Origin of the sequence: Winogradskyella sp. PC-19, assembly GCF_002163855.1 — a bacterium.
GTDB lineage: Bacteria > Bacteroidota > Bacteroidia > Flavobacteriales > Flavobacteriaceae > Winogradskyella.
The window spans coordinates 2,230,650-2,255,723 of sequence record NZ_CP019332.1 but is presented as its reverse complement, the minus strand read 5'-3'; the positions used below and the strand labels follow the sequence as shown (position 1 = coordinate 2,255,723).

Here is a 25,074-nt window from a genome sequence, read left to right as displayed (position 1 = left end):
GCATAAACAAATTGTTTTTTATTTTTACGTATTAATTATCCATTCATGGCCTCATCTTTTGACTCTTACCAAAAACGTAAATTAATATCATCATACATCTCTGTAGTGATAAGTATTGCATTGGTATTATTCCTTTTAGGGTGCTTGGGATTATTAGTCATAAACTCTAAAAAAGTAGCCGACCATTTTAAAGAACAAGTGGTAATGACTATCTATTTGAATGACACCGCAAAAGAGGTTGAAGTTAATCAGCTTAAAAAAAGTTTGGCTTTAGCAGACTATTCTAAAGAAGCACTTTATGTCTCTAAAGAAGAAGCTGCGGAAATATTGAAAGAAAAAAATGGTGAGGATTTTATGGATTTAGTAGGTTATAATCCCCTAAAAAATTCTATAGACGTTTATCTAAAAGCTGATTTTGTAACTACTGAAAAATTAACTGAAATTTCAGAATCTATTTCTGAAAAATCTTTTATTCATGAGATAGACTACGATAACGACTTGGTAGAATTGATGAATGATAACGTCAAGAAAATAACGCTTTGGGTCTTAATTATCAGTGGACTTTTTACCTTAATTGCTGTACTTTTAATTAATAGCTCAATCCGATTGGCAGTATATTCTAAACGTTTTATCATCAAAACCATGCAAATGGTTGGTGCGACAAAACGTTTTATCCGTAAGCCTTTTGTATGGCAAAGTGTAAAATTAGGAATTATAGGCGCTTTGTTGGCTCTTGCTGGTATGGCAGTTGTGCTTTACTATCTAGACATTACATTCCCAGAACTGATGTTACTTAAAAACATGGTTTGGATTGTTGCCCTATTTGTTGGTATTTTTCTTCTTGGGATTCTTATTACTTGGATTAGTACGTTTATTGCTACACAACGCTTCTTGAATTTGAAGACAGACCAGTTGTATTATTAATTTTAAGAAAAGAGAAACTTAGACAATAGAAGATATACTGATTTAATATCCTATTAAAACAATTCTTTTTGAAGAACTACATATTAAGACTAATGTCTATTGAAAAAAACGGCTATAAATATTGAAACGGAAAAGTGGAAAAGTATAATTTCTGGTTTAAGAAATAAAGGTTGGAAATTGACAGCAAAGTATAATGGTTTCAATGCTGGAATTGATGATGACTTCCTAATTCTTAGAAAAGGGTTTAAAAAAATTATGTTTGGCTGGTCTAATTGGCTTGAAGGAGAGATTAAATGTAGTGATAAACTTTTTCGATATTTAGAAACAGAATTCGAAACTGAGTTTGAATATGGAAAACCTTCAAATTTGAAACCTCTGGTTATTTTAACTTATAGAATTCAATCCTTTTTCGACTAAAAATATAAATCACTATAAAAAATTTAACATCACTTTATCACTTCATTTACAATTTCGGAACAACTCTTGAGTTATCTATAATCTAAATACAAAACAAAATTAATGACATAACTATACGCTAACCAAAGAAAAAGTTTAACCTCTAAAAACCTTTGAATATGAATCGTATATTATTTGTAGGCATTTGCCTAGTCGGAATAGTCGCTTTTGTTTTAGTAAATGCAAATTCAGAATTTGAAAAAGAATCAAAAAAAGAGATTGCAAAAGAACATTACAAAAAAATAGTCTATTAAATTTTAAGTGTTTAATACTATAAATGCTCAGTATTGATTTGCTAAGTTCAATACTGAGCATTTATTTTTTGATATTCTTAACTCCAAAATTTTAAATAATATGTTTACTTTGCACTAGTTATACTACAAATCATGGGCGAACAAAAACGCAAACAATCAGCAAAAAGTACATTCATCTTCGGGAAGAAGAACTACAAATGGTTATTCATTGGTCTAGCCTTTATTGCTGTTGGTTTTATCTTAATGGCCGGTGGTGGCAGTGACGACCCAAATGTATTTGACGAGTCTATTTTTCATTGGAGACGTATCCGTTTGGCACCAACATTAGTGTTGATTGGTTTTGGTATTCAGGTTTATGCTATTCTTTTAAATCCTGATAAGAAAAAGGATTAAGTTTAATATTTCATTGCGTTTTAATTTTTCAGTAACTGTATTTTAATACTTTTGTTTCATGGATACAATTGATGCAATTTTATTAGGAATAATCCAAGGGCTTACTGAGTTTTTACCAGTGTCTTCAAGTGGGCATTTAGAGTTAGGAAAAGCTATTTTGGGTGATAATTCTGTACCAAAAGAAAGTTTATTATTTACAGTAGTACTTCATTTTGCAACGGCACTAAGTACCATCGTTGTATTCAGAAAAGATATTTTATCTCTTTTAAAAGGAATTTTTAAATTTCAATGGAACGAAGATTCGCAGTTTGCAACAAAAATTGCAGTTTCTATGATTCCTGCAGTTATTGTTGGTTTATTTTTTGAAGAGCAACTCGAAGCGCTTTTTGGTGGAAACATTCTACTTGTAGGTTGTATGCTAATCGTTACTGCTATACTTTTATTTTTAGCTGATAAAGCAAAAGACACTCAGAAAAAAGTAAGTTTCAAAAACGCATTTGTCATCGGAATTTCTCAAGCTGTGGCTATGTTACCTGGAATTTCTCGCTCTGGAGCAACCATATCGACATCGGTATTATTAGGAAATGACAAAACTAAAGCCGCACGATTTTCGTTTTTAATGGTTGTGCCTTTAATTTTTGGGAAAATTGCAAAAGATATCCTTGGTGGAGAATTGACTTATGACTCGGCAAACTTTACATCTTTAGGTATTGGTTTTGTTGCTGCTTTTGTTGCTGGACTTTTTGCATGTACTTGGATGATATCTTTAGTTAAAAAGAGTAAGCTTAGCTACTTTGCAATTTACTGCGTCATTGTTGGGCTTATTGCCATAGGATTTTCTTTATTCAATTACTAACATGAAAACTGGAGAAGACTTTAAAAACGGTCAGGTCTTATTAATAGACAAACCTCTGACTTGGACATCATTTCAGGCTGTTAACAAATTGCGATGGGCGATTCGTCAAGCTTACAATATCAAGAAGATAAAGGTTGGTCACGCTGGCACATTAGACCCATTAGCAACAGGCTTATTGGTGATTTGCACTGGTAAAATGACAAAGCAAATTAATACGTTTCAAGGTCAAGAAAAAGAATACACAGGCACTTTTGTCATAGGAAGCACAACACCTTCTTATGATTTAGAAACCGAAATCAATGAAACATTTCCTACGGAACATATTACTGAAGAACTCATACATAAAATCACAGCTCAATTTACAGGTATAATTGAACAATTTCCTCCAATATTTTCAGCAATAAAAAAAGAAGGAAAGCGTCTATATGAGTTTGCTCGTGCTGGCGAAACCGTAGAGATAAAATCAAGACAAGTTGAAATTACTGAGTTTGAAATTACCAATATCAGTGGGAATAATATAGATTTTAGAGTTGTTTGTAGCAAAGGTACTTACATTCGTTCTTTAGCTCATGATTTTGGAAAAGCATTAAATTCTGGTGCACATCTCTCGGTATTACGACGTACACGTATTGGTGTTTTTAAAGCTGAAGATGGTCTAACTCCTGAAGCATTTATTGCAACATTACCTAAGAAAGAGGAAGATTAAACCTTTTACTAATCCTTTTTCATACTATATACGTATATCAATTAGGTATGATTTTTGTCCTAAACAAACTAAATGCATTACATAGAAAAATACAAAGCGCTAATTATAACAAGCCTTATCACAGGTATTGTTGCGTTTGGTATGTTTAGTATTCAACTCACAAATACTAAAGATGCAATTGCAGAAACGTTTTACGAAATAGAACCTAAAACCGAGGAAGACATTCAGAAAGAACTTGAGGAAATTCAAGATTTAAAATCACCTACTACTAACAAAGCTTTTAATGAAGACCAAGAGTACAAAAAACTCATGAAGAACTTTAAAACTATAAGCGCAGACGATTTTGAAAAAACCACAAAGCGTCTTGAAGAAAATAAAGCTGAGAGAGAAGAAATAGAAACAGTAACTAATTCTGAATACAGAACTAATGAAGCTTATGCATTAAAACAAAAAGATACCAAATCTTATAAAAAGCTTCAAGATTTATTAGACAAAAAGCAAAACGGCATTGCCGAGCACGCTAAAGGTGGAAGTACACTAAGCTATTCGTTAAAAGACCGCAGACTTTTGAGCTATGATACGCCAAGATATTTGTGCGAAACTTCAGGAAAAATAATTGTAAACATTAAAGTAGATAATACAGGTAATGTTTTTGAGGCCTATATTAATGGTTCGTCAAATAGTAATAACGAATGTTTAATTGAACATGCTATAGCATATGCAAAATCGGTACGATTTAATACGTCAAACCGTACCGACCAAATAGGTTCGATAACCTTCTATTTTAAAGGAAAAAACTAAGCTAAAACCTTAAGCAAATCTTCAATAACAGATTGCCCTTTATCTTTATTATACCAACGTTGTAAATCTTCTTTAAACTCTGGTGTCAATTTTCCATGGCGTGCCTTATAATCGTTTACTAATTGTGTAGCTACAGATGGTCTTGGTCCAAATGTATTTTCAACCTTTTTAGTATCGTTATCAATCATTATAAGCTTTGGGATTGATTTTCCGCCATTGGTTAAAAATTCATTCATCAAGGCTTCATTCTTATCACGAAGTACAATTCTGTAATCGATATTTTTATTGAGTTCTGCAACCTTATTTATTACTGGAATGATATGCGCTGCATCACCACACCAACTTTCGGTAAGCACCAACCATGTTAGGTTTTTTTTAGAATTTTGGACGGTAGCTTTGGTATCATCAGATACTTTTACCGTTTTATCCCAACGTTTCATTCGCCTATTATTTAATGCTGTGTAATTTGCTAAGGCTTCTGTCTTTTCTGAACCTGTGGTCGAGTTATTTTCGGTTAGCTCATTCACCAAATCTCTATACTGGTCATAAGACATACTTTTTTCTAAGCTAGAAGCGATTATATCGTTTATCATATTTATTTGTAAAGTTTCCATACTACAAAATTAAGGTTCTATTGCCTAAAATAATGCAACAGTTGTTACATTAGTAGTATAATTCACAAAAGCTTACAATTATGAAAAAACACAAATGTGGTTGGTGCGTTGGCGATACACTTTATGAAGCGTATCACGATTTAGAATGGGGTATTCCCGTTTATGATGATCATCAGTTGTTTGAATTTTTAATTCTAGAAACTTTCCAAGCTGGATTAAGTTGGATTACCATTTTACGCAAGCGAGAAAACTTTAGAAAGGCTTTTGATTATTTTGATTACAATAAAATAGCCAACTATGACGAAGATAAAATTGCAGATTTACTTCAAGATACAGGAATTATTAGAAATAAATTAAAAGTAAATGCTACAGTTTCTAATGCAAAAGCGTTTATAAAAGTTCAGGAAGAATTTGGTTCATTTTCAAAATACATTTGGAATTTCGTTGATGGCAAACCTATCAAAAACAGCTTTAAAAATTACAAATATGCGCCAGCGAATACACCTTTGAGTGATGCGTTGAGTAAAGATTTAAAAAAACGTGGATTTAAATTTGTGGGCTCGACAGTGGTTTATGCTCACATGCAAGCTACAGGAATGGTTAACGATCATGAGATTAACTGTTTTAGGTACAATGAAGTCTAAACTTACAATTGTAAATACTTTAAAAACTCATCTCTAGAAATATCTTTGCCACCCAAACTTTCAAGATGATTGGTGTGCAATTGGCAATCGATTAATTGATAATTGGAGTTTTTTATAAATTCAATAAATCCATATTTACTAGCGTTACTAACCTTTGCAAACATACTTTCTCCACAAAATACTTTATTACCAATATCTACACCATAAAGACCACCAACCAATTCAGTGCCTTCCCATACTTCTACAGATATAGCATATCCTAGCTCGTGTAGATTTGTGTAAGCTTTTATCATGTTATCAGTTATCCAAGTCCCCTTTTGACCTTCTCGATATACCTGAGAACAATTTGTAATTACTGCTTTAAAATCTTGATTAACAGTAGTCGTAAACTTATTTTTATTAAAGAGTTGCTTCATACTCTTTGATATCTTTAGTTCGTCAGGAAAAATAACAAACCTTGGGTCTGGCGACCACCATAATAAAGGCTCGTCATCTTCAAACCAAGGAAAAATTCCATTTTTATAAGCATGTAGTAATCTTTCTGGTGATAAATCACCGCCTATAGCTAATAAGCCTTCGGATGATGCTTCTGAAACCTGTGGAAATTCTATTTTATCGTTTAAGAAATACATTTTTTTAATCAACTACAACGTTGTAGTTAAGCTTAACAGTGTTAAATCAAAGGATTAGCTTTGGAAAATTAGCTTTTTTTCTCATATTTGATGTAACCTTTATGTTACGAATTTTGTTCATCATTGCTTTTTTTTGAGTTTGTTCGTAAAGGTAAACCTAAAACCACAACATTAAGTCCTGATTTATTAATCGGGACTTTTTTATTATAACAAAAAAGAGCCCGTTTAAAACGGGCTCTTTTTTTAGTTTTAAAACTTAATTAAAAAGGTAAATCATCATGGTCTTCAGTATTTAAATCTTTAGCTGGCTCAAAAGCTGCTGCTGGTGCTACTGGAGGCATGTCGCCACTAGGAGCTTCTGTTTGCGCAGCTTCAATTCTCCATCCTTGAATTGAGTTAAAATACTTAACTTCTCCTTGTGGATTTGTCCACTCACGACCTCTCAAGTTGATATTTACTTTTACTTGTTGCCCAACTTGGTAGTTGTTTAATAAGTCTGTTTTGTCTTGTACAAACTCCACCATAATGTGTTGTGGATATTGTTCTTCTGTTGTTACTACAAGCTCACGTTTTCTAAAACCATTGCTACCGAAGGTTTGAGTTTCGCCAATCACCTTAATTCTTCCTTGTACTTCCATTGTATTAATTATTGATATTATTTAGTTTTTATCATTTGCCAAAAGCACAATTAATGCTTCATTTGGTTGGTTTGCTTCAACTAGTGCTTTAGCTTTTTTTTCAGCTTCTAATTGACTGTTTGACTTTCCTGTAGTGTTTAAATAGTTATCTATTTCAGCTTCACTTGGAAAAGCTGCTAAATTACCTAAAATTCCTAAATCATTTCCTGTTAAAATTGAACTTTTTCTAACAAATTCGGGTAACATATCAACACCTATTCCTAAAGTCGATAATGGTTTTGGAATTTCGAAAAAACCATCTCTTGCTCTACTGTAATAACTACCACCAGCACGAGCAACTAAATCTAATTTTTCTTGATTAACAACGCCATTTTCATCTAAGATATTATCAGACATATGGATTTTTAAAACCTCGCAAATAATCAAATTTCCTGCACCACCTTCAGTACCTAGTTTTACAATCTCATTGACTTTACATTCAATCTGTATTGGTGATTCTGCAACTCTAAATGGTTTTACAAAATCTGACTTTAACATCGTCAAACCTGATTTTTCAAACTCATTAACAGCTTCAGGATACTCGGTAGAACTCAATGACATTTGTTGAACTATATCGTAATTAACCGTGTTAATAACTACTTCTTTTACAACTTCAGCATTTTCTAAAGTATGCTTGGTTGTATTATCTCGTACACGTCTTGCTGGCGAAAAAATTAAAATCGGCGGATTGGTGCTAAATACATTAAAATAACTAAATGGTGATAAATTAGGATTACCCTGCTCGTCAATTGTACTCGCAAAAGCAATTGGTCTTGGAGCAACTGCGCTTAGTAAATAACTATGCAGCTTAGCCGTTGTAAGGTCTTTTGGTTGGTACGATACCATATATTTTTCGTTTTTACCAAAGATAACCATATTGTCAAAGTATTAAAACGAAACGCGCATGTTAACTTTTTTATCATATATCGCAATAGTCTTAATAGCAAAGAGCATCTGACCACCATAAACAATAAATATTAACCGATAAATTGCAATACGATTGAGACAATATTTTTATAAGATTTACATTATATTTAAAAACCGATAACTAAACGATTAATGCGTATTAACCTGAACCGAAATGTAATCCGTTGGATTATAATTATTTCTTCTTTTATCATAGTTTCCTTAATCCTTTGGAATACATATGTGTTCTTTCAGCATTTTAAGTCTGAAGAACGCTCTAAAATGAAAAGCTGGACAATTGCTTATTCCGAATATGCGACTGAACTAGCTAGCTCTGAAGAAGATATAAATATCAATAAAGTCGTTGATTACATTGTTTTAGAAACCAATATAACTGCTCCAATGATTCTTGCAGATGATGAAAACAATATCATTTTGCACAGGAATATTTTTGCAAAACCTAGACTTTCTGAAAAAAACGAACTCGCTCAAATATATAACGACAGTATTGATGACAACTATGTTGAAAAATATAAAAATCGTTTAATAGCAAAATTTAAAAATGAAAATCAACCACTAATTATGGATGATTTAAAGCAAACACTTTATTATGGAACCTCACCTTTACTTAATAATCTAAAATATTATCCATTAGCGTTATTACTTATAATTCTACTTTTTTCAGCAGTAGTTTATTTCTTTTACCGCAGTTCAAAAGTTGCAGAACAGAATAAACTTTGGACAGGTATGGCAAAGGAAACGGCTCACCAAATTGGTACGCCATTATCATCTTTAATTGGTTGGACAGAAATTTTAAAATCTGAAAATATTAATCCAGATTACATTGTTGAAATAGAGAAAGACGTTGATAGACTGCAAACCATTACTGAACGTTTTAGCAAAATTGGTTCTGTTCCAGAACTTAAAACAGCTGATATTGCATTAGAAACCAAAAATGCAATAACCTATTTACAATCAAGAACATCTAAGCTTATTGAATTTGATATTGAAATACCTGAACGAGAAATCCAAGTAGAACTTAATGAGCAGCTTTTTGGTTGGACTATTGAAAACTTAGTCAAGAATGCAATTGACGCTATGAAAGGTAAAGGAAAACTAAGTCTACAGCTAACACAACGCGAAAGGCTTGTTTTTATAAATATTTCTGATACCGGAAAAGGAATTCCAAAAAGTCAATTCAATACTATTTTTAACCCAGGATTTACAACAAAAAAAAGAGGTTGGGGTTTAGGCTTGTCCTTGTCTAGACGAATTATTGAAGACTATCACAACGGAAAAGTTAAAGTGCTTACTTCGGAATTAAATAAAGGCACAACTATGCAAATAGTATTAAAAACTGTTAGCTAATGTTTGCTGCAATAACTTTTGCAGTATCATCAAATTCTCCCGCCGTTAAATTTGCCTTATTTTTAAAGCGTGCATCTTCCATGGTATGTAATGGGATTAAATGTACATGTACATGTGGCACTTCTAGTCCAATAATTGACATACCAACGCGCTCACATGGTATAGCTTTTTCTATGGCTTTTGCTACACGTCGAGAAAACGCCATAAGCTCTAGGTAAGTTTCTTTATCTAAGTCAAAAATCTTATTGACTTCTTTTTTTGGAATACAAAGTGTATGTCCTTTACTGTTAGGATTTATATCTAAAAAAGCCAAGAAATCTTCTGTTTCGGCAACTTTGTAACATGGGATTTCACCATTAATAATTTTCGTGAATATCGTCGCCATAATCTTAGGGGTTTTAGTCTAGTAAATATAAAAATTCCTGTTTAACTTAATAAACAGGAATCTTAAATATTTTTCTAATCTATTTTATCTTGATATCTCGAGAATATCAAACTTTATAATACCATTAGGCACTTGTATTTCTGCAACATCGCCAACAGACTTACCTAAAAGCCCTTTCCCTATTGGAGAATTTACAGAAATTTTACCCGATGCCAAATCAGCTTCACTTTCTGCAACCAGGGTATATGTCATTTCCATACCATTGATTTGGTTCTTGATCTTTACAATAGATAATGCTAAAACTTTAGAAGTATCTAACTGAGATTCATCTATGACACGAGCATTAGCAAGAGTCTCTTCCATTTTAGAAATTTTCATCTCTAACATGCCTTGAGCTTCTTTGGCTGCATCATATTCGGCATTTTCACTTAAGTCACCTTTGTCTCTTGCTTCAGCAATTGCTTGCGATGCCTTTGGTCGCTCTATATCTTTGAGTTGATTTAACTCTTCTCTTAATTTTTTTAATCCTTCTGCTGTATAATAAGATACTTTACTCATAACTCATTCGTTTTAAATAAAAATATGCTGAATAGTTTCAGCATAAAAAAATCCCGCTTCCACGAGATAACAATACAAATATATAAAATATTTATCGGATGTGTGAATTATTGTAAATTGCAGCAAAAGAAAAATACTAAAAAACTACTATGAAAAAGTTCTTATTATTATCTCTAAGTGTCATAATTTTTGGATGTAGTAACAATAACAATCTTAATAATTGTAATTTTTTACTTAACGTCAATGTCAATACTACAATAAATCTAAACCTGCCTCAGTTTAGCCAACTACAATTCACTGGTAATTCTGTTCGCCTTGAAGGTCAAGGTAATGGTGGAATTATATTTGCTAGAACAGGCAGCGAAACACTTCGGGCTTGGGATGGTGCAGACCCAAATCATGCGTTTTCTAATTGCTCTTTACTTTCGGTAAATGCACTTACTGCAACTTGTGGTTGCGAAGATGCTAACGAATACGAGCTTTTATCTGGACAAATGTTAGGTGAAAACCCAGAACCCTGCACCTTATTGCCGTACAGGGTCGATTTTGTGGGTAATAATCAATATATAATTACTAACTAGAAATTAAGTGTTACGCCTAATAAGAAGTTAGTTGTAGCTTGAGGATAAAAACCTGAGAAAAATCCTGTAGATATGCCTGTTGGACTACTAGCATCATCAAAATCAAAAGACCCAAAGTAGCCGTTAGACACATACTTTTCGTTAAAAATATTATTTACTAAACCAGTAAATACTACTGAATCAAAAATTGATTTTGTTTCTAAAGTATAAATGATGTTTAAATCGTTAACGAAAAAGCTATCTAATTTAGATTCTGAGTTTTCTGTATTTCCCATAAACTGGTCTCCAACATATTTACTCAATAAAGATACTTGTAGATTTTTTATTGGTTCATAAACAATAGCATTAGCCGCAATTAATTCTGGCGAAAAAGCTATATCTGTTTTTCCAAGATTAACTAGATTACCATTAAGTGATGTAATGGTTTCTACATTTTTATTACTACTTAATGTTGCGTTAGGTTGTAAGGTTAATTTCGGAGTTACCGGAATAATAGCTTCTAACTCTAACCCTAAACGGTAACTCTCACCACTATTTGTTCTAATTGGTGCACCGACATCATTAATCTGACCAGATAGTACTAACTGCTCATTATAAAGCATTAAATAACCATTAGCATTAAAGCTAAAGTTTCCTTTTTTATGTCTCCATCCTAATTCGAAATCGTTAAGTTGTTCTGGTTTAATATTTGCGTTGCTTTCAAAATCATCTCTATTAGGCTCTCGGTTTGCTCTTGCAAAAGAAAAATACAAATCGTTATTATCATTGTATTCATAGGTTAAACCCACTTTTGGATTAAAAAAAGTAAAGCTTTCATCTACATTAAATAAAGTCAAATTTGAGTTGATGCCTGATGTTTTGTAAGTCACGTTACGAACTTGTAAATCTCCGTATAGCTTTATTTTATCGTTGAGTCTAAAGTTTGCTTTTGCAAATCCAGACAAGTCGTTTTTTTCAGCATTGCCATCATAATATCTATCTCTAATATCGCTTTGGCTTGCAAACTCAGCCCAAATAACTTCGCCAAAATGGTCACCATTATAATGACTAAAAGACCCACCGAAAATCATATCTAGATTATTGTTCTTGTAATTCGCACTTGCGTTAATAACATAAAAATCGTTATCTAACCAGCGACGACGAACCAAATCTGTAGTATTTACTGTTTGCCCATTTACGGTTAATGGTTGAAATCCATAAGTTGCAAAATCATCATCTTCTCTAAATTGCTCAAAAAAGCCACGTCCATATGTGTAATTTAGACCTAGATTAGTTGACCATTGACTGTTGTAACGCTGATTCCAGTGCAACTGATAATGGTCTTGCATATAATCATCAACTTCTCTGTCATAAAACTGAGTATTACCATCATCATCCGTATAAATACCAGCAGGGTTAAACGTTCTATCAGACTCTAATGTTGCTCTATCAATACCAAACCAAGATTGGTAAGTCACCTCACTTCCACCAAATAAAACGGCTTTTATTAACGTATTATCATCTACATAAGACCCTTGAAGAAAATAAGATTTCAAATCAGTTGATGCACGGTCGATATATCCATCTGAAGAAATATTAGATAGACGTCCAGCAATTTCGAAATGGTCATTTAATAATCCTGTGCTATACTTAACAGTGTGTTTTCGGGTTCCAAAACTTCCAAACGAGTTTGCTATTTGACCATTTGCTTCTTTAGAAACTGCATCTGTCAATACATTGATACTGGCACCAAAAGCACCTGAACCGTTTGTTGAAGTACCAACACCACGCTGCAATTGTAAACTTTCGACTGAAGACGAAAAATCTCCCAAGTTCACCCAGAATGTACCTAAAGATTCGGCATCATTATATGGAATACCATTAATTGTAACGTTAGTCGATTGTGAGCTAACACCACGAACACGAATACCTGTATAGCCTATACCAGCACCAGCATCTGAGGTAGTTACTACAGATGGCAAGAAATTTAATAAAATAGGTATATCCTGTCCTAAATTACGTTTTGCAATTTCTTCTTTGGTAACATTAGTGTGCGTAATTGGTGATTTTGCGTCAACACGCACAGCTTTTACTAAAACGGCATCTAATTTTTCGGTTTTAGTGGAATCTTGCTTTTTTTCCTGTGAAAAAGAAGCTAGGGAAATCATCCCTAAACAAATAAAAGTAAATAATTTTTTAGCACCTACTTTTTTATTTTGAAAGAAGGTACTGAATCTAGTTAATGGTATTATATCACTAACTGATTGATTTTTGTGAATTCTAGATTTCATGTCGATTATGACTAAATAATCGAATAAAAAGAGGCAATTATTCTTGTTTAAATAATTGGTTTAATGAGCATAGCTCGAACAACAAATCAAAAATTGGATTTTTACAAGCACCTGAATTTAGTATAAATAATCATCAATAAATCCAGAAGTAAAAACCAACATTGATGACCTAATCGCACTCGCTAAAAATATCTTATAGACATTTTTTTTACGCTCGGTTCCTAAACAGCATTATCTGTTCTAGGTTCAATGGGTATGATCTCAGCTTTTTACAGCACCCCTTTTTTGAGAACGCTGCAAAGATATAAGGATTTTCAATTTATTGAATAACGATTTACTATTTATTTTTTGGGAAATGAAACTAATCTATTTTTGGTGGCTTCCTATTGGCCTTTTTTTCTGAATTCCTTTTTTTATTTGCTAAGCGCTTACGCTTTACTGCTTTCGGGATTTTAGTTGGCTTACGTTCTTTTTCTTCTTTTAAACCTTCTTCTAGCAACTCATAAAAGCGCTTTGTTACTCTATTTTTATTTTTGAGTTGACTTCTGGTTTCTCCACAACTTAAAATTAAAATTCCAGATTTTGTTAATCTGTTTTGAAGAAATTCTCTTAATCTATTCTTTTCTTCTTCATTGAAAAATTGTGAAGCTTCAAAATCGAAGTATAATTCGATTTTTGTAGCTACTTTATTTACATGCTGGCCGCCACTTCCTGAACTACGAACGGCTTTATAATCAACCTGATTTATTAATCGTAAGAAGTCCATCTTAACTGAGTTGATGAGACGGTTTTAATAAGTCATTTACTGTCTTCACAGGATTGAAAGTCAATACAGGTACTTCGACAAAAATACTGTTCCAATATGCCATACTACCATTCCACAAACCAGGAAGCTCAAGTGCTTTTACATCCTTTCCTACTTTAGTTTTCATCGTTATAAAAGCGGCTTTATGATTTACAAATTCCTGTAAATCAAACACATTACCTTCAAAATCTTTAATTGAACATACAATATCTACAGGATTGAAATATGTTGCATTTGCCAATATTTGCTTTTGCTCTTTATCCTTTTTATTTACTTGTGCTGACTCTACAATTTGAAGTGATAAACGACCAGACTCATCTTTTACCCAAAATGGTCCACCACCAGGTTCACCTTCGTTTTTAACCATTCCACAAACACGTATCGGTCTGTTTAAAGCCTCAATAAGATATTCGATTTTATACTTATGAGAATATTTTTCGAACTCTTCGGAAATTGAAAAATTCAGTTTATTAGATAAAAAATCTCCAATTTCATTAAGGTCGTCTTCTGATAGCACATCGCTTTTAAGACTCTTTATGTAGCCAAATACTGAAGTTTTAGTTTTTAAAAGAATACCTGCTAACAGTTTTTTATATTTGGCAACCTCTGCTTTGTAGTGTTTAACAACTACATTGTCAATGTTATTTATGAAAATAATATCTGCGTCTATAGCATTTAAATTTTTTAGTAAAGCGCCATGACCAGAAGGTCTAAAATATAAACTTCCATCTTCATTTCTAAAAGGCTCGTTATCTTTTGCGAGTGCTATAGTATCTGTAGATTGGTGCTGATAAGAAAATGAAATGTCATATTGAAAGCCTGTGATTTTTTCAACACGCTCTTCAATGCGCTTAAACTCTGCCGTAAATTTGTCTTTATGTTTTTCTGAAATAGTAAAATGTACCTTAAGAGGTTTTTTTCTTGAACCATAAAATGCCATTTCGAAAAGGTGTTCTTCAAAGGCAGTAGAAATATCGTTGTTGTATTTATGAAATGGAAATAAGCCTTTAGGATAACTCCCAAAATCTAACTGATTTTCCTCAAGCATAGCTTTGACAATAACATGAGCTTTTTGATTTGGTTTTAAATTTGCGTAATCGACATTAGTTTTTTCTAATTGTTTTAAAACCGCCTTGTAAAAAGGAAATTTTTCTAACGCGATTAAAAACAACGGTAAGTCTCTAAGAGCATTTCTGTTTATATATGCATTTAAAGATTGAAGTATTGGATTATATTCCTTTAGAAAATCGAACAGAAACTTGAACATTCGGGTTGCAGCACCAGAAGCTGGTACAAATTTTACTATAGAAATTGAATCTCTTTCTGTATCATACAGTTTCACATAATCGTCTACTTCCAAGTATGAAGTTTCCAAAATACCATCTCCGATAGTTGCCGCAGAATGGATATTAGAATAATTAACTCCATTTTTGAATTGAGAAATTTGATTATTGACTATTTTTTCAGTCAAACCATAATCCTCAATTTGTTTTATGTCTTCTTTACTAAATTTCAATTTTATTTTTTCAATAGTTCATTAATATGAGAAACCGCTTTTTCTAAACGCTCTTTTTTTTCGCCCTTAAGCAAGACATATGGGCGTTTATTTTTTATTAAAGCTTTTTCAAATTCTTTAAACATACGTTCTCTTTCATCAGGCTTATCTCGCAAATCATCTGCTTCCCAAGGTGTGTCAATATAAGTTAAAAAATATAAGTCATACCTATTTTCTTGAGCATACTTATCTAAAATGGGATCACAACCTCCATGATAATAAGCTTCACTATATACTTTTGTTTCTAGTAAATCTGTATCGCAAATTAATACAGAATCCGTTTTTTGAGCCAATTCATTTTCAAGTTTCATTTGACCAATAGCTATAGGCAATAAGTCTTTTGGCTCGCAAGTTTTACGCTCATTATTCCACTTGTTTTGTAAATACTCACGTGCATATTCTGGTACCCAAACCGAATTATAATATCTAGCTAACTGAATAGAAAGTGTTGTTTTACCTGTAGATTCAGGACCAAATAGGACGACTTTTATACAGTCTGCAGGTTGTTGTTTAAGTTTTTCTTCCATGCTAAGTAGCCGTAAATTGCTAAGATTGTAAAAATAAGATATTGTAAAGATAACATACCTAAACCTCTGTAAGCATATAGAGGAATAGTAATTAGGTCACCAATAATCCATAGTGTCCAATTCTCTAATTTTTTATTAGCCATATACCACATCGCTGTAAAAAATATACCTGAAGTAAATATGTCTATATAATTAGGAATCTTCAACTCGTAATCAAAACCTTTATAAACAAGAAATGTTACTAACATTGTCAGTAAAAACATACCAAAGCCAACCCATTTTTCTTTTTGATTTGTACTAGAAATGGGCACTAAAACTTTATTTCCTTTTTTTCGAGACCAATTCCACCAGCCAAAAACACTCATTACGGAATAATAAAAGTTCATCATCATGTCACCAAAATACTGATTGATATATAGTAAATAAACTGTGATTACTGTACAAATAATACCTGTTGGATATACCCAAATATTTTCTTGTTTAGCAAACCAAACACTTGCAATACCAAATACTAAAGCAATAGCTTCTAAAATAATTTGAAACGTTGGTGTGTTTTGATATGCATTTAGGAAGAAATCAAATATATTATTCATAATTTATATAATATACCTACAAGGTTTTCAAAACCTTACAGGAAAATCAAAAATGTGGTTCATAATCGCTTCGATCTGTTTTTACTATTTTCATTTGCAATACAGCAATATCTATATTGGAAAATGCTTTTTCAATTTCAGTTTGAAGAAAAGGCATTACTTTATTGTAATCACCATAAACCTGAGTGCTCAATGGATTTTCTAAAACTGTAAACTCGGATCCTCTTATAGCTTTTATAAACGCAATAATATGTGGCTCGTAATCATCTTTTAAAGGTGTGTATGTTAACTCTACCGATATTTTCATTTCTTAATTTTTTAATTCTTCAAAAAAATCATCATTCTGCTCAAAAGCGGTACCTATAACTACCATATCTGCTCCCGATTTGTGAGCTAACTCAATCGCATCTTTTGTTCGGATACCGCCACCAACAATTAGCGGAATATCTAGCCTTTTTTTTACTTCTGAAATTGTTTTAAAACCTACAGGATAATTTGCGCCACTGCCAGCTTCGAGATAAATTAATTTCATGCCTAATAATTCTCCGGCTTTAGCTGTATCAATAATTGCTTCAATATTATTGTGAGATAACGGATTTGTTTTACTAACACGTTCGACAGCTGTTTGCTTTCCACTTTCAACTAACACATAACCTGTTGGTATAACTTCTAAAGTTGTTTTAGATAGTTTAGAAACTGCCTCAATATGCTTGCCAATTAAATAATCTGAATTTCGTCCTGATATTAAAGACAAAAACAAAATACCATCTGCTTTATCAGTTATTTGTGTTACATCTCCAGGAAATAATATTATAGGAAGCTTTGTGTACTTTTTTAATTCTACGACAAGTTTTTCTGTTTCAAATTCTTCAACTTCACTACCACCAACGAAAATATGGGTCGCGATTGACCTTTTTATTTTTTCGCAAAGTGAAGCAATCGATTCAATATTTGCTTTATCAGGGTCAATTAAAACTGCCAAAAGCTTTTCTTGCCTTTTTGTAGAAGATTTTATGTTTTGATATATCGAACTCATTCTGCTATAACATAAGCACAAGTAAAACCTTCGAACTCTAAATAATGAGAGTTATACCTGTATTTACTATCATTATAATCTATCCAACAAACAGTTTCTGCATCTTCAAACGTAAACGGTATAACCAAAAAATGTTCTCTAAACAACATGCCTGGTGTTGCAAATAATTTATAAAGTGACTCCTTAATTCCCCAAATAACAGTCAACTTTCGTATATAATCTTCAGCTTCAGGTTTTAAATAGTTAAATTCATAATCAATAAATTTTTTAGCAATGATTGCTATTTTACTACGTTGTTTTTCGATATCTATACCTACTTCAGCATCACTAACAATGACTCCAGAAAACGTAAAACTGTGTGTAATAGAAATGTGCTTACCATCTTTGAGGTGCGGTTTTCCGTTATCGTCGTAAAACAAATCTTGGTCTGTGTAACCAAATTCACGAAGTAAATGACGAACGCTTAAAAACCCACGTTGATGCAACTCACTTTTCATGCCTAAAAGCCGCTCAAGACTGTTCGGTTTTAAGTCTAAAGGTGCCATCAATTCGTCATAAGACTCATCAATCTGCCAAATTTTAACAGTAGTTTGTGCGTTAACGCTAATGGATTTATACAGCGGCATTTAGGAATGTTAATGTTATGTATTATCTTTGCACCGCCTAAGGCAGAATTACTTATTGTAAAAAGCGAATTTAACCAATTTAAATTCCTTTCACAAGACTGTAATTTTATATAAACATCAGAAATAAAAAAGAAATGAGTACAAAGACTATTGCTTACGTTCCAAACAAAGTAAAAGACATGTCGTTAGCGGCTTGGGGAAGAAAAGAAATCGAATTAGCTGAAGCAGAGATGCCAGGTCTAATGAGCTTACGTGAAGAATACAAAAACGAGCAACCGCTTAAAGGTTCTCGTATTGCTGGATGTTTACACATGACTATACAAACTGCTGTTTTAATCGAAACTTTACAAGCGCTTGGAGCAGAAGTAACATGGAGTTCATGTAACATCTTCTCTACACAAGATCAAGCTGCTGCTGCTATTGCTGCTGCTGGTACTGCTGTGTATGCTTGGAAGGATATGACTGAAGAAGAATTTGACTGGTGCATAGAGCAAACATTATTCTTTGGCGAAGACAGACAACCTTTAAACATGATTTTGGATGATGGTGGAGATTTAACTAACATGGTTTTAGATAAATATCCTCACCTAGCTAAAGATATTAAAGGACTTTCTGAAGAAACAACAACTGGTGTTCACCGTTTATACGAACGTGTAAAGAATGGTACATTACCAATGCCTGCAATCAACGTTAATGACTCTGTAACAAAATCTAAGTTTGATAACAAATACGGTTGTAAGGAATCTGCAGTAGATGCAATTCGTCGTGCAACTGACGTTATGTTAGCAGGTAAGCGCGTAACTGTTTGTGGTTATGGTGATGTTGGTAAAGGTACAGCTGCTTCTTTTAAAGGTGCAGGTTCTATAGTTACTGTTACTGAAATTGACCCTATTTGTGCGCTACAAGCGGCAATGGACGGTTTTGAAGTTAAAAAACTAGAAACTGTTGTTGGCAATTCTGATATCGTAATTACTACGACAGGAAATAAAGACATCGTTCGTGGCGAGCATTTCGAAGCTATGAAAGACAAGACTATTGTTTGTAACATTGGTCACTTTGATAACGAAATCCAAATGGCTTGGTTAAACGAAAACTTTGGCGATACTAAAGACACAATTAAACCACAAGTGGACAAATACAACGTAAACGGAAAAGATATCATTATACTTGCCGAAGGTCGTTTAGTAAACTTAGGTTGTGCAACTGGTCACCCAAGTTTTGTAATGAGTAACTCATTTACTAACCAAACTTTAGCACAAATCGAACTTTGGAACAACAGTGAAGCATACGGAAATGATGTTTATATGTTACCAAAGCATTTAGATGAAAAAGTAGCTAAATTACACTTAGAAAAAATTGGTGTTGAGTTAACTGAATTAGCGGACTACCAAGCAGAATATATTGGTGTAACTGTTGAAGGTCCATATAAGCCAGAGCATTACAGATACTAATTTATCATAAGCGTTTCGCTTTTAAATTATAAACAAAACCCTTACAGAAATGTGAGGGTTTTTAGTTTAAATAATATAAATTGTAACTTCACAATTAAACTAAAATGGCATCTATGAGCTCCGAAAAGATAAACCAGTACATCAACACCTTAGAAGCGCATATTGCAAATCACGAAACCAACAACCCAAAAGTCTCAAAGGCTACAATTGGTTGGCAAATTGACCATAGCCTTAAGGTGATTAATAACGTATCTAAGGCCTTACAGTCTTCTGACCCTAATGACTATGAAAAGAACTTTAGCTTTTTAGGTAAAGTGTTTTTTACTTTAGGAATATTTCCAAGAGGAAAAGCTAAAGCCCCAAAACATGTAAAACCACCTGAGGTTATTTTAAAAGAAGACCTTATCTCCCAAATTGAAGAAGCTAAAGTAAATGTCAAAACTATAAAAGATTTAAATGACAATGCTTTTTTTAAGCATCCATTATTTGGACATGTCAACAAAAAAAGAGTCAATCGTTTTTTGGAAATACATACTAACCATCATTTGAAGATTATTAATGATATATTAAATGTTAGACATGCGTAATCAGTCCAAACTCCCAAACGTCGGTACTACCATTTTTACAGTTATGAGTAAATTGGCAAACCAACACAACGCCATTAACTTATCTCAAGGTTTTCCTAATTATCCAAGTGACCAAAAGCTAACAGACTTGGTGAGTAACGCCATGAATTCTGGTTATAACCAATATGCGCCAATGGTTGGAAATTTGGATTTACGATTAGCCATCGCCAATAAATATCAATTACTTTACAATAGCTCTTATCACCCTGAAAAAGAAATAACAGTTACTGCTGGAGCAACACAGGCGATTTATTGCATTATTTCAGCATTTGTAAGACCAAATGATGAGGTTATCATTTTTAAACCAGCTTACGATTGTTACCAACCTGCGGTTGAGGTTAACGGTGGAAAAGCAATTCCGATTCAATTATCGGCACCAGACTATAAAGTTAATTGGGAAGAAGTAGCTACAAAGGTGACATCTAACACTAAAATGATTATGATTAACTCACCTCATAATCCAAGCGGAACAATTTGGTCAAAAGAAGATATGTTGCAGCTTCAAAAATTAACTAAAGGCACCGACATTATTGTCTTAAGCGATGAAGTCTACGAGCACATCGTTTTTGATAGTGAGCAACACCAAAGCGCTTGTTTATTTAACGATTTAAAGCAACGTAGTTTTATAACAGCTTCTTTTGGAAAAACGTTTCACAACACAGGCTGGAAAATTGGTTATACTTGTGGTCCAGAAACCTTAATGGAAGAATTCAGAAAGGTGCACCAATTCAATGTGTTTTCGGTACACCATCCATCACAAAAAGGTATTGCAGATTACATGCAAGATGCCAATACTTATTTGGGGTTAAACGATTTCTTTCAGCATAAAAGAGATTTATTTTTAAGCTTAATTTCAGATTCAAAATTTAAAATAAAACCAAGTCAAGGCACCTACTTTCAGGTGTTAGATTATTCAGAGATTACTAATGAATATGATGTTGATTTTGCAAAGCACTTAACTACAGATTTTGGTATTGCTTCTATTCCGCTTTCTGTGTTTAATGAAAATAATCAAGATGATAAAGTGTTACGTTTCTGCTTTGCAAAAACAGACGAAACTTTGGTAAAAGCTGCTGAAATTTTGAATAAAATTTAAGCTTATTTTTTTGTCATTCCGAACGAAGAATGAGGAGGAATCTCAATAGTTATGAGATTTAGCTTACACTGAACCTAAAGGTTTCTCGTCGCGCGTTCCTTGCTCTGTCGAAATGACAACAACTGATTAAGAATCAATTCAAAGCCTTAGTCAACTTCTGCATAAACTCACCAACTTTAGATGGCTCTAGCCAACGTGTAACCACAACGACGTTATGCTTTCTATCTACAACGATAAAATTACCACCAAAACCAGCTGCGTAGTAGATATCCTCGGATACATTTTCCCAATGGCGCGGTCCTTTTTTATTTAACCACCACATATAACCGTAATTTATATTTGGTTTTGAAGGTGTAATCGCGCGCTCAATCCAATCTTTACTAATCAGTTGCTCATTTTTCCATTTGCCGTTATTTAAAAACAATAATCCAAAACGTGCCATGTCTTCTGCCGAAATAAATAAACCTGCACCAGAATGGCCACCACCAGTAACAGATTTCATTTTTAGTCCATCAATAGTTGTCCATGCATTATTATATCCAAACCAACGCCAAGTGGTTGACGCGCCAATATTGTCCATAACTTCATCTTTTAAAACTTGAGGTAAAGGCTTTCGCCAAACTTGCAATGCCGAATATGCTAAAACATTGACTCGAACATCATTATATTCCATTTTTGTACCTGGTTTGTAGTATTTTCTGTTTTTCCAATCATCCAAATCACCTTCTCTTGGTGGTCGGTCTGCCCAATCCTTTCCACCCCAAAGCTCACCAGACCAATCGCTATTCTGTTGCAATAAATGTTGCCATGTAATTTTAGAGTTATGACGACCATCAAATGTACCATCCCAAACATATTCTTTTGCGAAATCGGTTTCATTTTTAATTAAACCCTTATCAACAGCAAGACCAGTAACTGTAGATAAAAAACTTTTGGTAACACTAAAGGTCATATCCACACGTTTTGTGTCTCCCCATTTTGCAACTATATAACCATCTTTTAAAACTAATCCAGCTGGTCCGCCACGCTTTTTTGTTGGTCCCAAAATTTCATGAAATGGTTCTCTAGCAAATCCTTTTAAAATAGCGATACGTAAATCTCTTGAGCCAGAATACTCATTATTTTTAGCAAAATCGACAGCATCATTTAACCATTCTGAGTCGACCTTTAACTCTTTTGGTGTTTTTTCAATCCAAGGCGCATTTCGTTCTGGGAAATACTTGACTTGTGCACTTAAATTAAAACTTAAAAACAAGATTAAATAAAAGCAAAGATTCTTCATGAGTTAAAAGTATTTTATAACGCTTCAAATTACAGATTTAATTTTAAATCTCTTTCAAATTGTTTAATTTTAAACATGCAAAATAATTTAAAAATTGCTCTAATTCAATCAGATTTAGTCTGGGAAAATCCTGAGGAGAACCGTAAAAATTTTACTCAAAAAATCGAAGCTATTTCTTCGGAAGTAGACCTTATCATTTTACCCGAAATGTTCACTTCAGGGTTTACAATGAATGCTTCTAGTGTTGCAGAAGACGCGAGCGGCAAAACTTTGACTTGGTTAAAACAATTAGCTTCAAAAAAAGATGCAGCTATTACGGGAAGTTTGGTCATCTCAGAAAACAATACCTTTTATAATCGTTCAGTTTTTGTTCATCCAAACGGCAAAGTCAATGCATATGACAAACGTCACACTTTTACTTTAGCAGGTGAACACAAAATATACAAATCTGGTATCTCTAAAACTATAATTGAGTTTCGTGGTTGGAAAATCTGTCCTTTAATTTGCTATGACTTACGTTTTCCTGTTTGGGCAAGAAACACCGAAGATTACGACTTGCTTATATACGTCGCCAATTGGCCAAAACCGCGGATCAATGCTTGGGACGCTTTACTAAAAGCTAGAGCTATTGAAAACATGAGTTTTTGCATAGGTGTTAATCGTGTTGGAGTAGACAATTCTGGGCATGAATATTCTGGTCATTCTGCTTGTTATGATATTCTAGGGAAAAAGCTGAGTAACATACAACCAAATCAAGAAACAACAGAGGTTATCACTCTAAATAAGTCCGAAATCAAGACATATAGAGATAAACTTAATTTTTTGAATGACCGCGATAACTTTAGTCTTTTAGAATAAGCGTTTCGACATATTCAAAATTTGCCCTAACATCTATAATATCAGGATGATAACTAACACGCTCTGGCATTATCTTTTTTAGATAATTCCCAGTATCAAATTTTCCGTTTTTATTAGTGTCAAAAATCGCTCTAATTTGATATTTTTTTACTTCAATATCTGCAAAATCTATTGTAGTAAACTCTTCTGTATATTTTTCATATAAAACCTTTCCACTTTCGTCGGTAAGTTGAACAATTAATGGCAGTGTTGCATTGACTATATTGACTCTAATACTACCAAAATCTGCTCTTTTCCGAGTGTTAAAAGCATAATCTAATGTATCATTTACTTCGCCATAAAAATCAGTAATAGCAGAAGGTAAAAATTGCATTTTGTACTTTTCGGATTCTTTTAAGTCTACATTAAACTTATATCGATTATACATCTTATCGAACTCTACGCTATAGGCGACTTTTAAGGAATCTTTATCTATTAGCGTAATCTTACTTGTATCAATTTCACTAAAAGGTGTTGTTGCTTCAAGCGTAAAAACTTCATTAAAATTAAGTCCACCACGTTTTAACGGACTAATCACTAGAGAGTCTTTTTCTGCAGATTTAAATTTGTATTTAAAAGTTTCTGTGAAGTTTTGATTTTTAACCAAAAATAAAGTCGAATCGATTTCGACTTTTGGCTTAAACCAATAGTACAATGTATCTTTTTCTTTATCTCTTGTTAACCTGTATTCTAAATTTTTGATAGAGTCTGATTGCACCTCAATATCTACAGTTTCTAATTCGCCTTCGTAAGGAAATTGTATACGTTGTTCTGCAATTTGACTTGGTTTTAATACTTTAAAATCGGCTTCTTCTTTGAATAAAGTAATATTATAAAACGAATCTGTTGGCACCGTAATTTCGTTTTCGTAAAATCCTATTTTATCAGTTTTTGGCTGAAACGTAAAATTAGAATTCTCTTCTTTTAAAGCAACCATTATATATTTTCCTGCTTTAATATTATCAATACTAAACGTTGTTAAGCTATCAAGTGTATTGGTAATAAACTTTGGCTTTTGCTTATATACAATAGAATCTGTGTATGCCGTATCTACCTCATAAAGCATTACTGAAACAAATGGGTCTGCACTTCTTCCTAAAGCATCAAAGACAGCACCTTTTACAGATAGCGAATCAATAGTATCACCTGTCGAGAACACATATCGGTAATACGAAAATGGATTCTCTTCGTTATTGTCAACAATACTTTGCCCAAAGTTGAATGCATATGTTGCATTTTCAGCTAAGGTGTCTTTGATTTTTATCGTAATGTATTTACTTGCCGAACCTTGAGGTGATATTTGCGGCTGAGTATCCATCGGCGGCGAAATAATCAATTGCTTTTGCAAATCTTTAATCTTTACATATTCATTGAAGTATATTCGGATTTCATCGCCTTTAAAATTTGTAGAATAGTTTTTAGGGCTTTCACTAATAATTTCAGGTGGTGTCACGTCTTTTTCTCCTCCAGAAGGCCTACCTCGACTCGCACAACCTAATGCAAAGAGAAGTAGTGCTGCAATTCCGAAATATATACGATAAGACTTTCTAAACAT

The 25,074-nt window shown here is 32.9% G+C and carries 30 protein-coding genes; 14 read left to right on the top strand and 16 right to left on the bottom strand.

Features of this window, described 5'->3' with window-relative positions; genetic code table 11:
* Window positions 1-45: 45 nt before the first annotated feature.
* The 7 genes from BTO05_RS10320 to BTO05_RS10295 all read left to right on the top strand — a co-directional run bounded on the left by BTO05_RS10320 (window position 46) and on the right by BTO05_RS10295 (window position 4,390).
* Window positions 46-924: a cell division protein FtsX gene (locus BTO05_RS10320; RefSeq protein WP_087492584.1), complete on the top strand. Its 879-nt coding sequence runs from the start codon at window positions 46-48 to the stop codon at window positions 922-924.
* 99 nt (window positions 925-1,023) lie between these two features.
* On the top strand, window positions 1,024-1,341 hold the full coding sequence (locus tag BTO05_RS10315; protein WP_087492583.1) for a hypothetical protein: 318 nt from the start codon (window positions 1,024-1,026) through the stop codon (window positions 1,339-1,341).
* Window positions 1,342-1,499: 158 nt separating this feature from the next.
* Window positions 1,500-1,634, top strand: a complete 135-nt coding sequence (locus BTO05_RS14230) for a hypothetical protein (protein ID WP_262508167.1) — start codon at window positions 1,500-1,502, stop codon at window positions 1,632-1,634.
* 132 nt (window positions 1,635-1,766) lie between these two features.
* Window positions 1,767-2,027 (top strand): DUF3098 domain-containing protein, encoded by a 261-nt coding sequence (locus BTO05_RS10310; RefSeq protein WP_087492582.1) that lies wholly within the window; start codon window positions 1,767-1,769, stop codon window positions 2,025-2,027.
* 58 nt (window positions 2,028-2,085) lie between these two features.
* Window positions 2,086-2,883 carry an undecaprenyl-diphosphate phosphatase gene (locus BTO05_RS10305; RefSeq protein WP_087492581.1) on the top strand — a complete coding sequence of 266 codons (798 nt, stop codon included), beginning with the start codon at window positions 2,086-2,088 and terminating at the stop codon, window positions 2,881-2,883.
* 1 nt (window position 2,884) lies between these two features.
* The gene (gene truB, locus BTO05_RS10300) at window positions 2,885-3,589 is read left to right on the top strand and encodes a tRNA pseudouridine(55) synthase TruB (protein WP_087492580.1); all 705 of its coding nucleotides are present in this window, start codon (window positions 2,885-2,887) and stop codon (window positions 3,587-3,589) included.
* Window positions 3,590-3,661: 72 nt separating this feature from the next.
* Window positions 3,662-4,390, top strand: a complete 729-nt coding sequence (locus BTO05_RS10295; protein WP_087492579.1) for a hypothetical protein — start codon at window positions 3,662-3,664, stop codon at window positions 4,388-4,390.
* Here BTO05_RS10295 and BTO05_RS10290 read toward each other — a convergent pair.
* A complete protein-coding gene (locus BTO05_RS10290) occupies window positions 4,387-5,004 on the bottom strand; it encodes a thioredoxin family protein (protein WP_087492578.1) in 618 nt (205 codons plus the stop codon). The genes BTO05_RS10295 and BTO05_RS10290 overlap by 4 nt on opposite strands.
* Window positions 5,005-5,084: 80 nt before the next feature.
* Between BTO05_RS10290 and BTO05_RS10285 the strand changes: the two genes are divergently transcribed.
* A complete protein-coding gene (locus BTO05_RS10285; protein ID WP_087492577.1) occupies window positions 5,085-5,648 on the top strand; it encodes a DNA-3-methyladenine glycosylase I in 564 nt (187 codons plus the stop codon).
* Window positions 5,649-5,650: 2 nt separating this feature from the next.
* Here BTO05_RS10285 and aat read toward each other — a convergent pair whose 3' ends face one another.
* From aat to BTO05_RS10270, 3 genes are all read right to left on the bottom strand, one after another.
* A complete protein-coding gene (gene aat, locus BTO05_RS10280; RefSeq protein WP_087492576.1) occupies window positions 5,651-6,280 on the bottom strand; it encodes a leucyl/phenylalanyl-tRNA--protein transferase in 630 nt (209 codons plus the stop codon).
* A gap of 260 nt (window positions 6,281-6,540) precedes the next feature.
* A complete protein-coding gene (locus BTO05_RS10275) occupies window positions 6,541-6,918 on the bottom strand; it encodes a DUF3127 domain-containing protein (RefSeq protein WP_087492575.1) in 378 nt (125 codons plus the stop codon).
* A gap of 21 nt (window positions 6,919-6,939) precedes the next feature.
* Entirely contained in the window at window positions 6,940-7,803 is an 864-nt protein-coding gene (locus tag BTO05_RS10270) for a flavin reductase family protein (protein WP_087493344.1), read from the bottom strand.
* 213 nt (window positions 7,804-8,016) lie between these two features.
* Between BTO05_RS10270 and BTO05_RS10265 the strand changes: the two genes are divergently transcribed.
* Window positions 8,017-9,231 carry a sensor histidine kinase gene (locus BTO05_RS10265; protein WP_087492574.1) on the top strand — a complete coding sequence of 405 codons (1,215 nt, stop codon included), beginning with the start codon at window positions 8,017-8,019 and terminating at the stop codon, window positions 9,229-9,231.
* Here the strand turns inward: BTO05_RS10265 and BTO05_RS10260 are convergent.
* Both BTO05_RS10260 and greA read right to left on the bottom strand, forming a co-directional pair.
* Window positions 9,224-9,616 (bottom strand): HIT family protein, encoded by a 393-nt coding sequence (locus BTO05_RS10260; protein WP_087492573.1) that lies wholly within the window; start codon window positions 9,614-9,616, stop codon window positions 9,224-9,226. The genes BTO05_RS10265 and BTO05_RS10260 overlap by 8 nt on opposite strands.
* Before the next feature lie 84 nt (window positions 9,617-9,700).
* On the bottom strand, window positions 9,701-10,174 hold the full coding sequence (greA, locus tag BTO05_RS10255) for a transcription elongation factor GreA (RefSeq protein ID WP_087492572.1): 474 nt from the start codon (window positions 10,172-10,174) through the stop codon (window positions 9,701-9,703).
* Window positions 10,175-10,323: 149 nt separating this feature from the next.
* Between greA and BTO05_RS10250 the strand changes: the two genes are divergently transcribed.
* Complete coding sequence (locus BTO05_RS10250) at window positions 10,324-10,755, top strand: hypothetical protein (protein WP_087492571.1); 432 nt, start codon at window positions 10,324-10,326, stop codon at window positions 10,753-10,755.
* Here BTO05_RS10250 and BTO05_RS10245 read toward each other — a convergent pair.
* The 8 genes from BTO05_RS10245 to BTO05_RS10210 all read right to left on the bottom strand — a co-directional run bounded on the left by BTO05_RS10245 (window position 10,752) and on the right by BTO05_RS10210 (window position 18,167).
* Window positions 10,752-12,902, bottom strand: coding sequence for a TonB-dependent receptor (locus BTO05_RS10245; protein WP_087493343.1), 2,151 nt, complete (start codon window positions 12,900-12,902; stop codon window positions 10,752-10,754). The two genes, BTO05_RS10250 and BTO05_RS10245, sit on opposite strands and share 4 nt — an antisense overlap.
* A 484-nt stretch (window positions 12,903-13,386) precedes the next feature.
* Window positions 13,387-13,791, bottom strand: coding sequence for an alternative ribosome rescue aminoacyl-tRNA hydrolase ArfB (gene arfB, locus BTO05_RS10240; RefSeq protein ID WP_087492570.1), 405 nt, complete (start codon window positions 13,789-13,791; stop codon window positions 13,387-13,389).
* Between the two features lies 1 nt (window position 13,792).
* On the bottom strand, window positions 13,793-15,346 hold the full coding sequence (locus BTO05_RS10235) for a DUF4301 family protein (RefSeq protein WP_087492569.1): 1,554 nt from the start codon (window positions 15,344-15,346) through the stop codon (window positions 13,793-13,795).
* A 2-nt stretch (window positions 15,347-15,348) separates the two neighbouring features.
* Window positions 15,349-15,912, bottom strand: a complete 564-nt coding sequence (locus tag BTO05_RS10230; RefSeq protein ID WP_087492568.1) for an AAA family ATPase — start codon at window positions 15,910-15,912, stop codon at window positions 15,349-15,351.
* Window positions 15,873-16,505 carry a nicotinamide riboside transporter PnuC gene (gene pnuC, locus BTO05_RS10225; protein ID WP_087492567.1) on the bottom strand — a complete coding sequence of 211 codons (633 nt, stop codon included), beginning with the start codon at window positions 16,503-16,505 and terminating at the stop codon, window positions 15,873-15,875. Before pnuC ends, BTO05_RS10230 begins: the two co-directional genes overlap by 40 nt.
* Before the next feature lie 46 nt (window positions 16,506-16,551).
* Window positions 16,552-16,812 (bottom strand): hypothetical protein, encoded by a 261-nt coding sequence (locus BTO05_RS10220; protein WP_087492566.1) that lies wholly within the window; start codon window positions 16,810-16,812, stop codon window positions 16,552-16,554.
* Between the two features lie 3 nt (window positions 16,813-16,815).
* Window positions 16,816-17,541, bottom strand: a complete 726-nt coding sequence (locus BTO05_RS10215; RefSeq protein WP_087492565.1) for a geranylgeranylglyceryl/heptaprenylglyceryl phosphate synthase — start codon at window positions 17,539-17,541, stop codon at window positions 16,816-16,818.
* Complete coding sequence (locus tag BTO05_RS10210; RefSeq protein ID WP_087492564.1) at window positions 17,538-18,167, bottom strand: 4'-phosphopantetheinyl transferase family protein; 630 nt, start codon at window positions 18,165-18,167, stop codon at window positions 17,538-17,540. Before BTO05_RS10210 ends, BTO05_RS10215 begins: the two co-directional genes overlap by 4 nt.
* A 134-nt stretch (window positions 18,168-18,301) precedes the next feature.
* Between BTO05_RS10210 and ahcY the strand changes: the two genes are divergently transcribed.
* From ahcY to BTO05_RS10195, 3 genes are all read left to right on the top strand, one after another.
* Complete coding sequence (gene ahcY, locus BTO05_RS10205) at window positions 18,302-19,618, top strand: adenosylhomocysteinase (RefSeq protein WP_087492563.1); 1,317 nt, start codon at window positions 18,302-18,304, stop codon at window positions 19,616-19,618.
* Window positions 19,619-19,731: 113 nt separating this feature from the next.
* The gene (locus tag BTO05_RS10200) at window positions 19,732-20,205 is read left to right on the top strand and encodes a DUF1569 domain-containing protein (protein ID WP_087493342.1); all 474 of its coding nucleotides are present in this window, start codon (window positions 19,732-19,734) and stop codon (window positions 20,203-20,205) included.
* Window positions 20,198-21,340 (top strand): methionine aminotransferase, encoded by a 1,143-nt coding sequence (locus BTO05_RS10195; RefSeq protein ID WP_087493341.1) that lies wholly within the window; start codon window positions 20,198-20,200, stop codon window positions 21,338-21,340. Before BTO05_RS10200 ends, BTO05_RS10195 begins: the two co-directional genes overlap by 8 nt.
* 133 nt (window positions 21,341-21,473) lie before the next feature.
* Here BTO05_RS10195 and BTO05_RS10190 read toward each other — a convergent pair whose 3' ends face one another.
* Window positions 21,474-22,622 carry a serine hydrolase domain-containing protein gene (locus tag BTO05_RS10190; RefSeq protein ID WP_087492562.1) on the bottom strand — a complete coding sequence of 383 codons (1,149 nt, stop codon included), beginning with the start codon at window positions 22,620-22,622 and terminating at the stop codon, window positions 21,474-21,476.
* Between the two features lie 75 nt (window positions 22,623-22,697).
* Here BTO05_RS10190 and BTO05_RS10185 point away from each other — a divergent pair, with 75 nt between their 5' ends.
* Window positions 22,698-23,480, top strand: coding sequence for an amidohydrolase (locus BTO05_RS10185; protein WP_087492561.1), 783 nt, complete (start codon window positions 22,698-22,700; stop codon window positions 23,478-23,480).
* Here the strand turns inward: BTO05_RS10185 and BTO05_RS10180 are convergent.
* Window positions 23,464-25,074 carry an Ig-like domain-containing protein gene (locus BTO05_RS10180; RefSeq protein WP_087492560.1) on the bottom strand — a complete coding sequence of 537 codons (1,611 nt, stop codon included), beginning with the start codon at window positions 25,072-25,074 and terminating at the stop codon, window positions 23,464-23,466. The two genes, BTO05_RS10185 and BTO05_RS10180, sit on opposite strands and share 17 nt — an antisense overlap.

Excerpts from the sequence above, each read along its gene's own strand:
- greA (WP_087492572.1), bottom strand. The coding sequence starts at position 10,174 with ATGAGTAAAGTATCTTATTATACAGCAGAAGGATTAAAAAAATTAAGA.
- BTO05_RS10265 (WP_087492574.1), top strand. The coding sequence starts at position 8,017 with ATGCGTATTAACCTGAACCGAAATGTAATCCGTTGGATTATAATTATT.
- BTO05_RS10180 (WP_087492560.1), bottom strand. The coding sequence starts at position 25,074 with ATGTTTAGAAAGTCTTATCGTATATATTTCGGAATTGCAGCACTACTT.
- BTO05_RS10290 (WP_087492578.1), bottom strand. The coding sequence starts at position 5,004 with ATGGAAACTTTACAAATAAATATGATAAACGATATAATCGCTTCTAGC.
- arfB (WP_087492570.1), bottom strand. The coding sequence starts at position 13,791 with ATGGACTTCTTACGATTAATAAATCAGGTTGATTATAAAGCCGTTCGT.
- BTO05_RS10275 (WP_087492575.1), bottom strand. The coding sequence starts at position 6,918 with ATGGAAGTACAAGGAAGAATTAAGGTGATTGGCGAAACTCAAACCTTC.
- BTO05_RS10295 (WP_087492579.1), top strand. The coding sequence starts at position 3,662 with ATGCATTACATAGAAAAATACAAAGCGCTAATTATAACAAGCCTTATC.
- BTO05_RS10320 (WP_087492584.1), top strand. The coding sequence starts at position 46 with ATGGCCTCATCTTTTGACTCTTACCAAAAACGTAAATTAATATCATCA.
- BTO05_RS10305 (WP_087492581.1), top strand. The coding sequence starts at position 2,086 with ATGGATACAATTGATGCAATTTTATTAGGAATAATCCAAGGGCTTACT.
- BTO05_RS10190 (WP_087492562.1), bottom strand. The coding sequence starts at position 22,622 with ATGAAGAATCTTTGCTTTTATTTAATCTTGTTTTTAAGTTTTAATTTA.
- aat (WP_087492576.1), bottom strand. The coding sequence starts at position 6,280 with ATGTATTTCTTAAACGATAAAATAGAATTTCCACAGGTTTCAGAAGCA.
- pnuC (WP_087492567.1), bottom strand. The coding sequence starts at position 16,505 with ATGAATAATATATTTGATTTCTTCCTAAATGCATATCAAAACACACCA.
- BTO05_RS10210 (WP_087492564.1), bottom strand. The coding sequence starts at position 18,167 with ATGCCGCTGTATAAATCCATTAGCGTTAACGCACAAACTACTGTTAAA.
- BTO05_RS10220 (WP_087492566.1), bottom strand. The coding sequence starts at position 16,812 with ATGAAAATATCGGTAGAGTTAACATACACACCTTTAAAAGATGATTAC.
- BTO05_RS10215 (WP_087492565.1), bottom strand. The coding sequence starts at position 17,541 with ATGAGTTCGATATATCAAAACATAAAATCTTCTACAAAAAGGCAAGAA.
- truB (WP_087492580.1), top strand. The coding sequence starts at position 2,885 with ATGAAAACTGGAGAAGACTTTAAAAACGGTCAGGTCTTATTAATAGAC.
- BTO05_RS10310 (WP_087492582.1), top strand. The coding sequence starts at position 1,767 with ATGGGCGAACAAAAACGCAAACAATCAGCAAAAAGTACATTCATCTTC.
- BTO05_RS10230 (WP_087492568.1), bottom strand. The coding sequence starts at position 15,912 with ATGGAAGAAAAACTTAAACAACAACCTGCAGACTGTATAAAAGTCGTC.
- ahcY (WP_087492563.1), top strand. The coding sequence starts at position 18,302 with ATGAGTACAAAGACTATTGCTTACGTTCCAAACAAAGTAAAAGACATG.
- BTO05_RS10200 (WP_087493342.1), top strand. The coding sequence starts at position 19,732 with ATGAGCTCCGAAAAGATAAACCAGTACATCAACACCTTAGAAGCGCAT.
- BTO05_RS10250 (WP_087492571.1), top strand. The coding sequence starts at position 10,324 with ATGAAAAAGTTCTTATTATTATCTCTAAGTGTCATAATTTTTGGATGT.
- BTO05_RS10245 (WP_087493343.1), bottom strand. The coding sequence starts at position 12,902 with ATGATTTCCCTAGCTTCTTTTTCACAGGAAAAAAAGCAAGATTCCACT.
- BTO05_RS14230 (WP_262508167.1), top strand. The coding sequence starts at position 1,500 with ATGAATCGTATATTATTTGTAGGCATTTGCCTAGTCGGAATAGTCGCT.
- BTO05_RS10270 (WP_087493344.1), bottom strand. The coding sequence starts at position 7,803 with ATGGTATCGTACCAACCAAAAGACCTTACAACGGCTAAGCTGCATAGT.
- BTO05_RS10195 (WP_087493341.1), top strand. The coding sequence starts at position 20,198 with ATGCGTAATCAGTCCAAACTCCCAAACGTCGGTACTACCATTTTTACA.
- BTO05_RS10260 (WP_087492573.1), bottom strand. The coding sequence starts at position 9,616 with ATGGCGACGATATTCACGAAAATTATTAATGGTGAAATCCCATGTTAC.
- BTO05_RS10285 (WP_087492577.1), top strand. The coding sequence starts at position 5,085 with ATGAAAAAACACAAATGTGGTTGGTGCGTTGGCGATACACTTTATGAA.
- BTO05_RS10185 (WP_087492561.1), top strand. The coding sequence starts at position 22,698 with ATGCAAAATAATTTAAAAATTGCTCTAATTCAATCAGATTTAGTCTGG.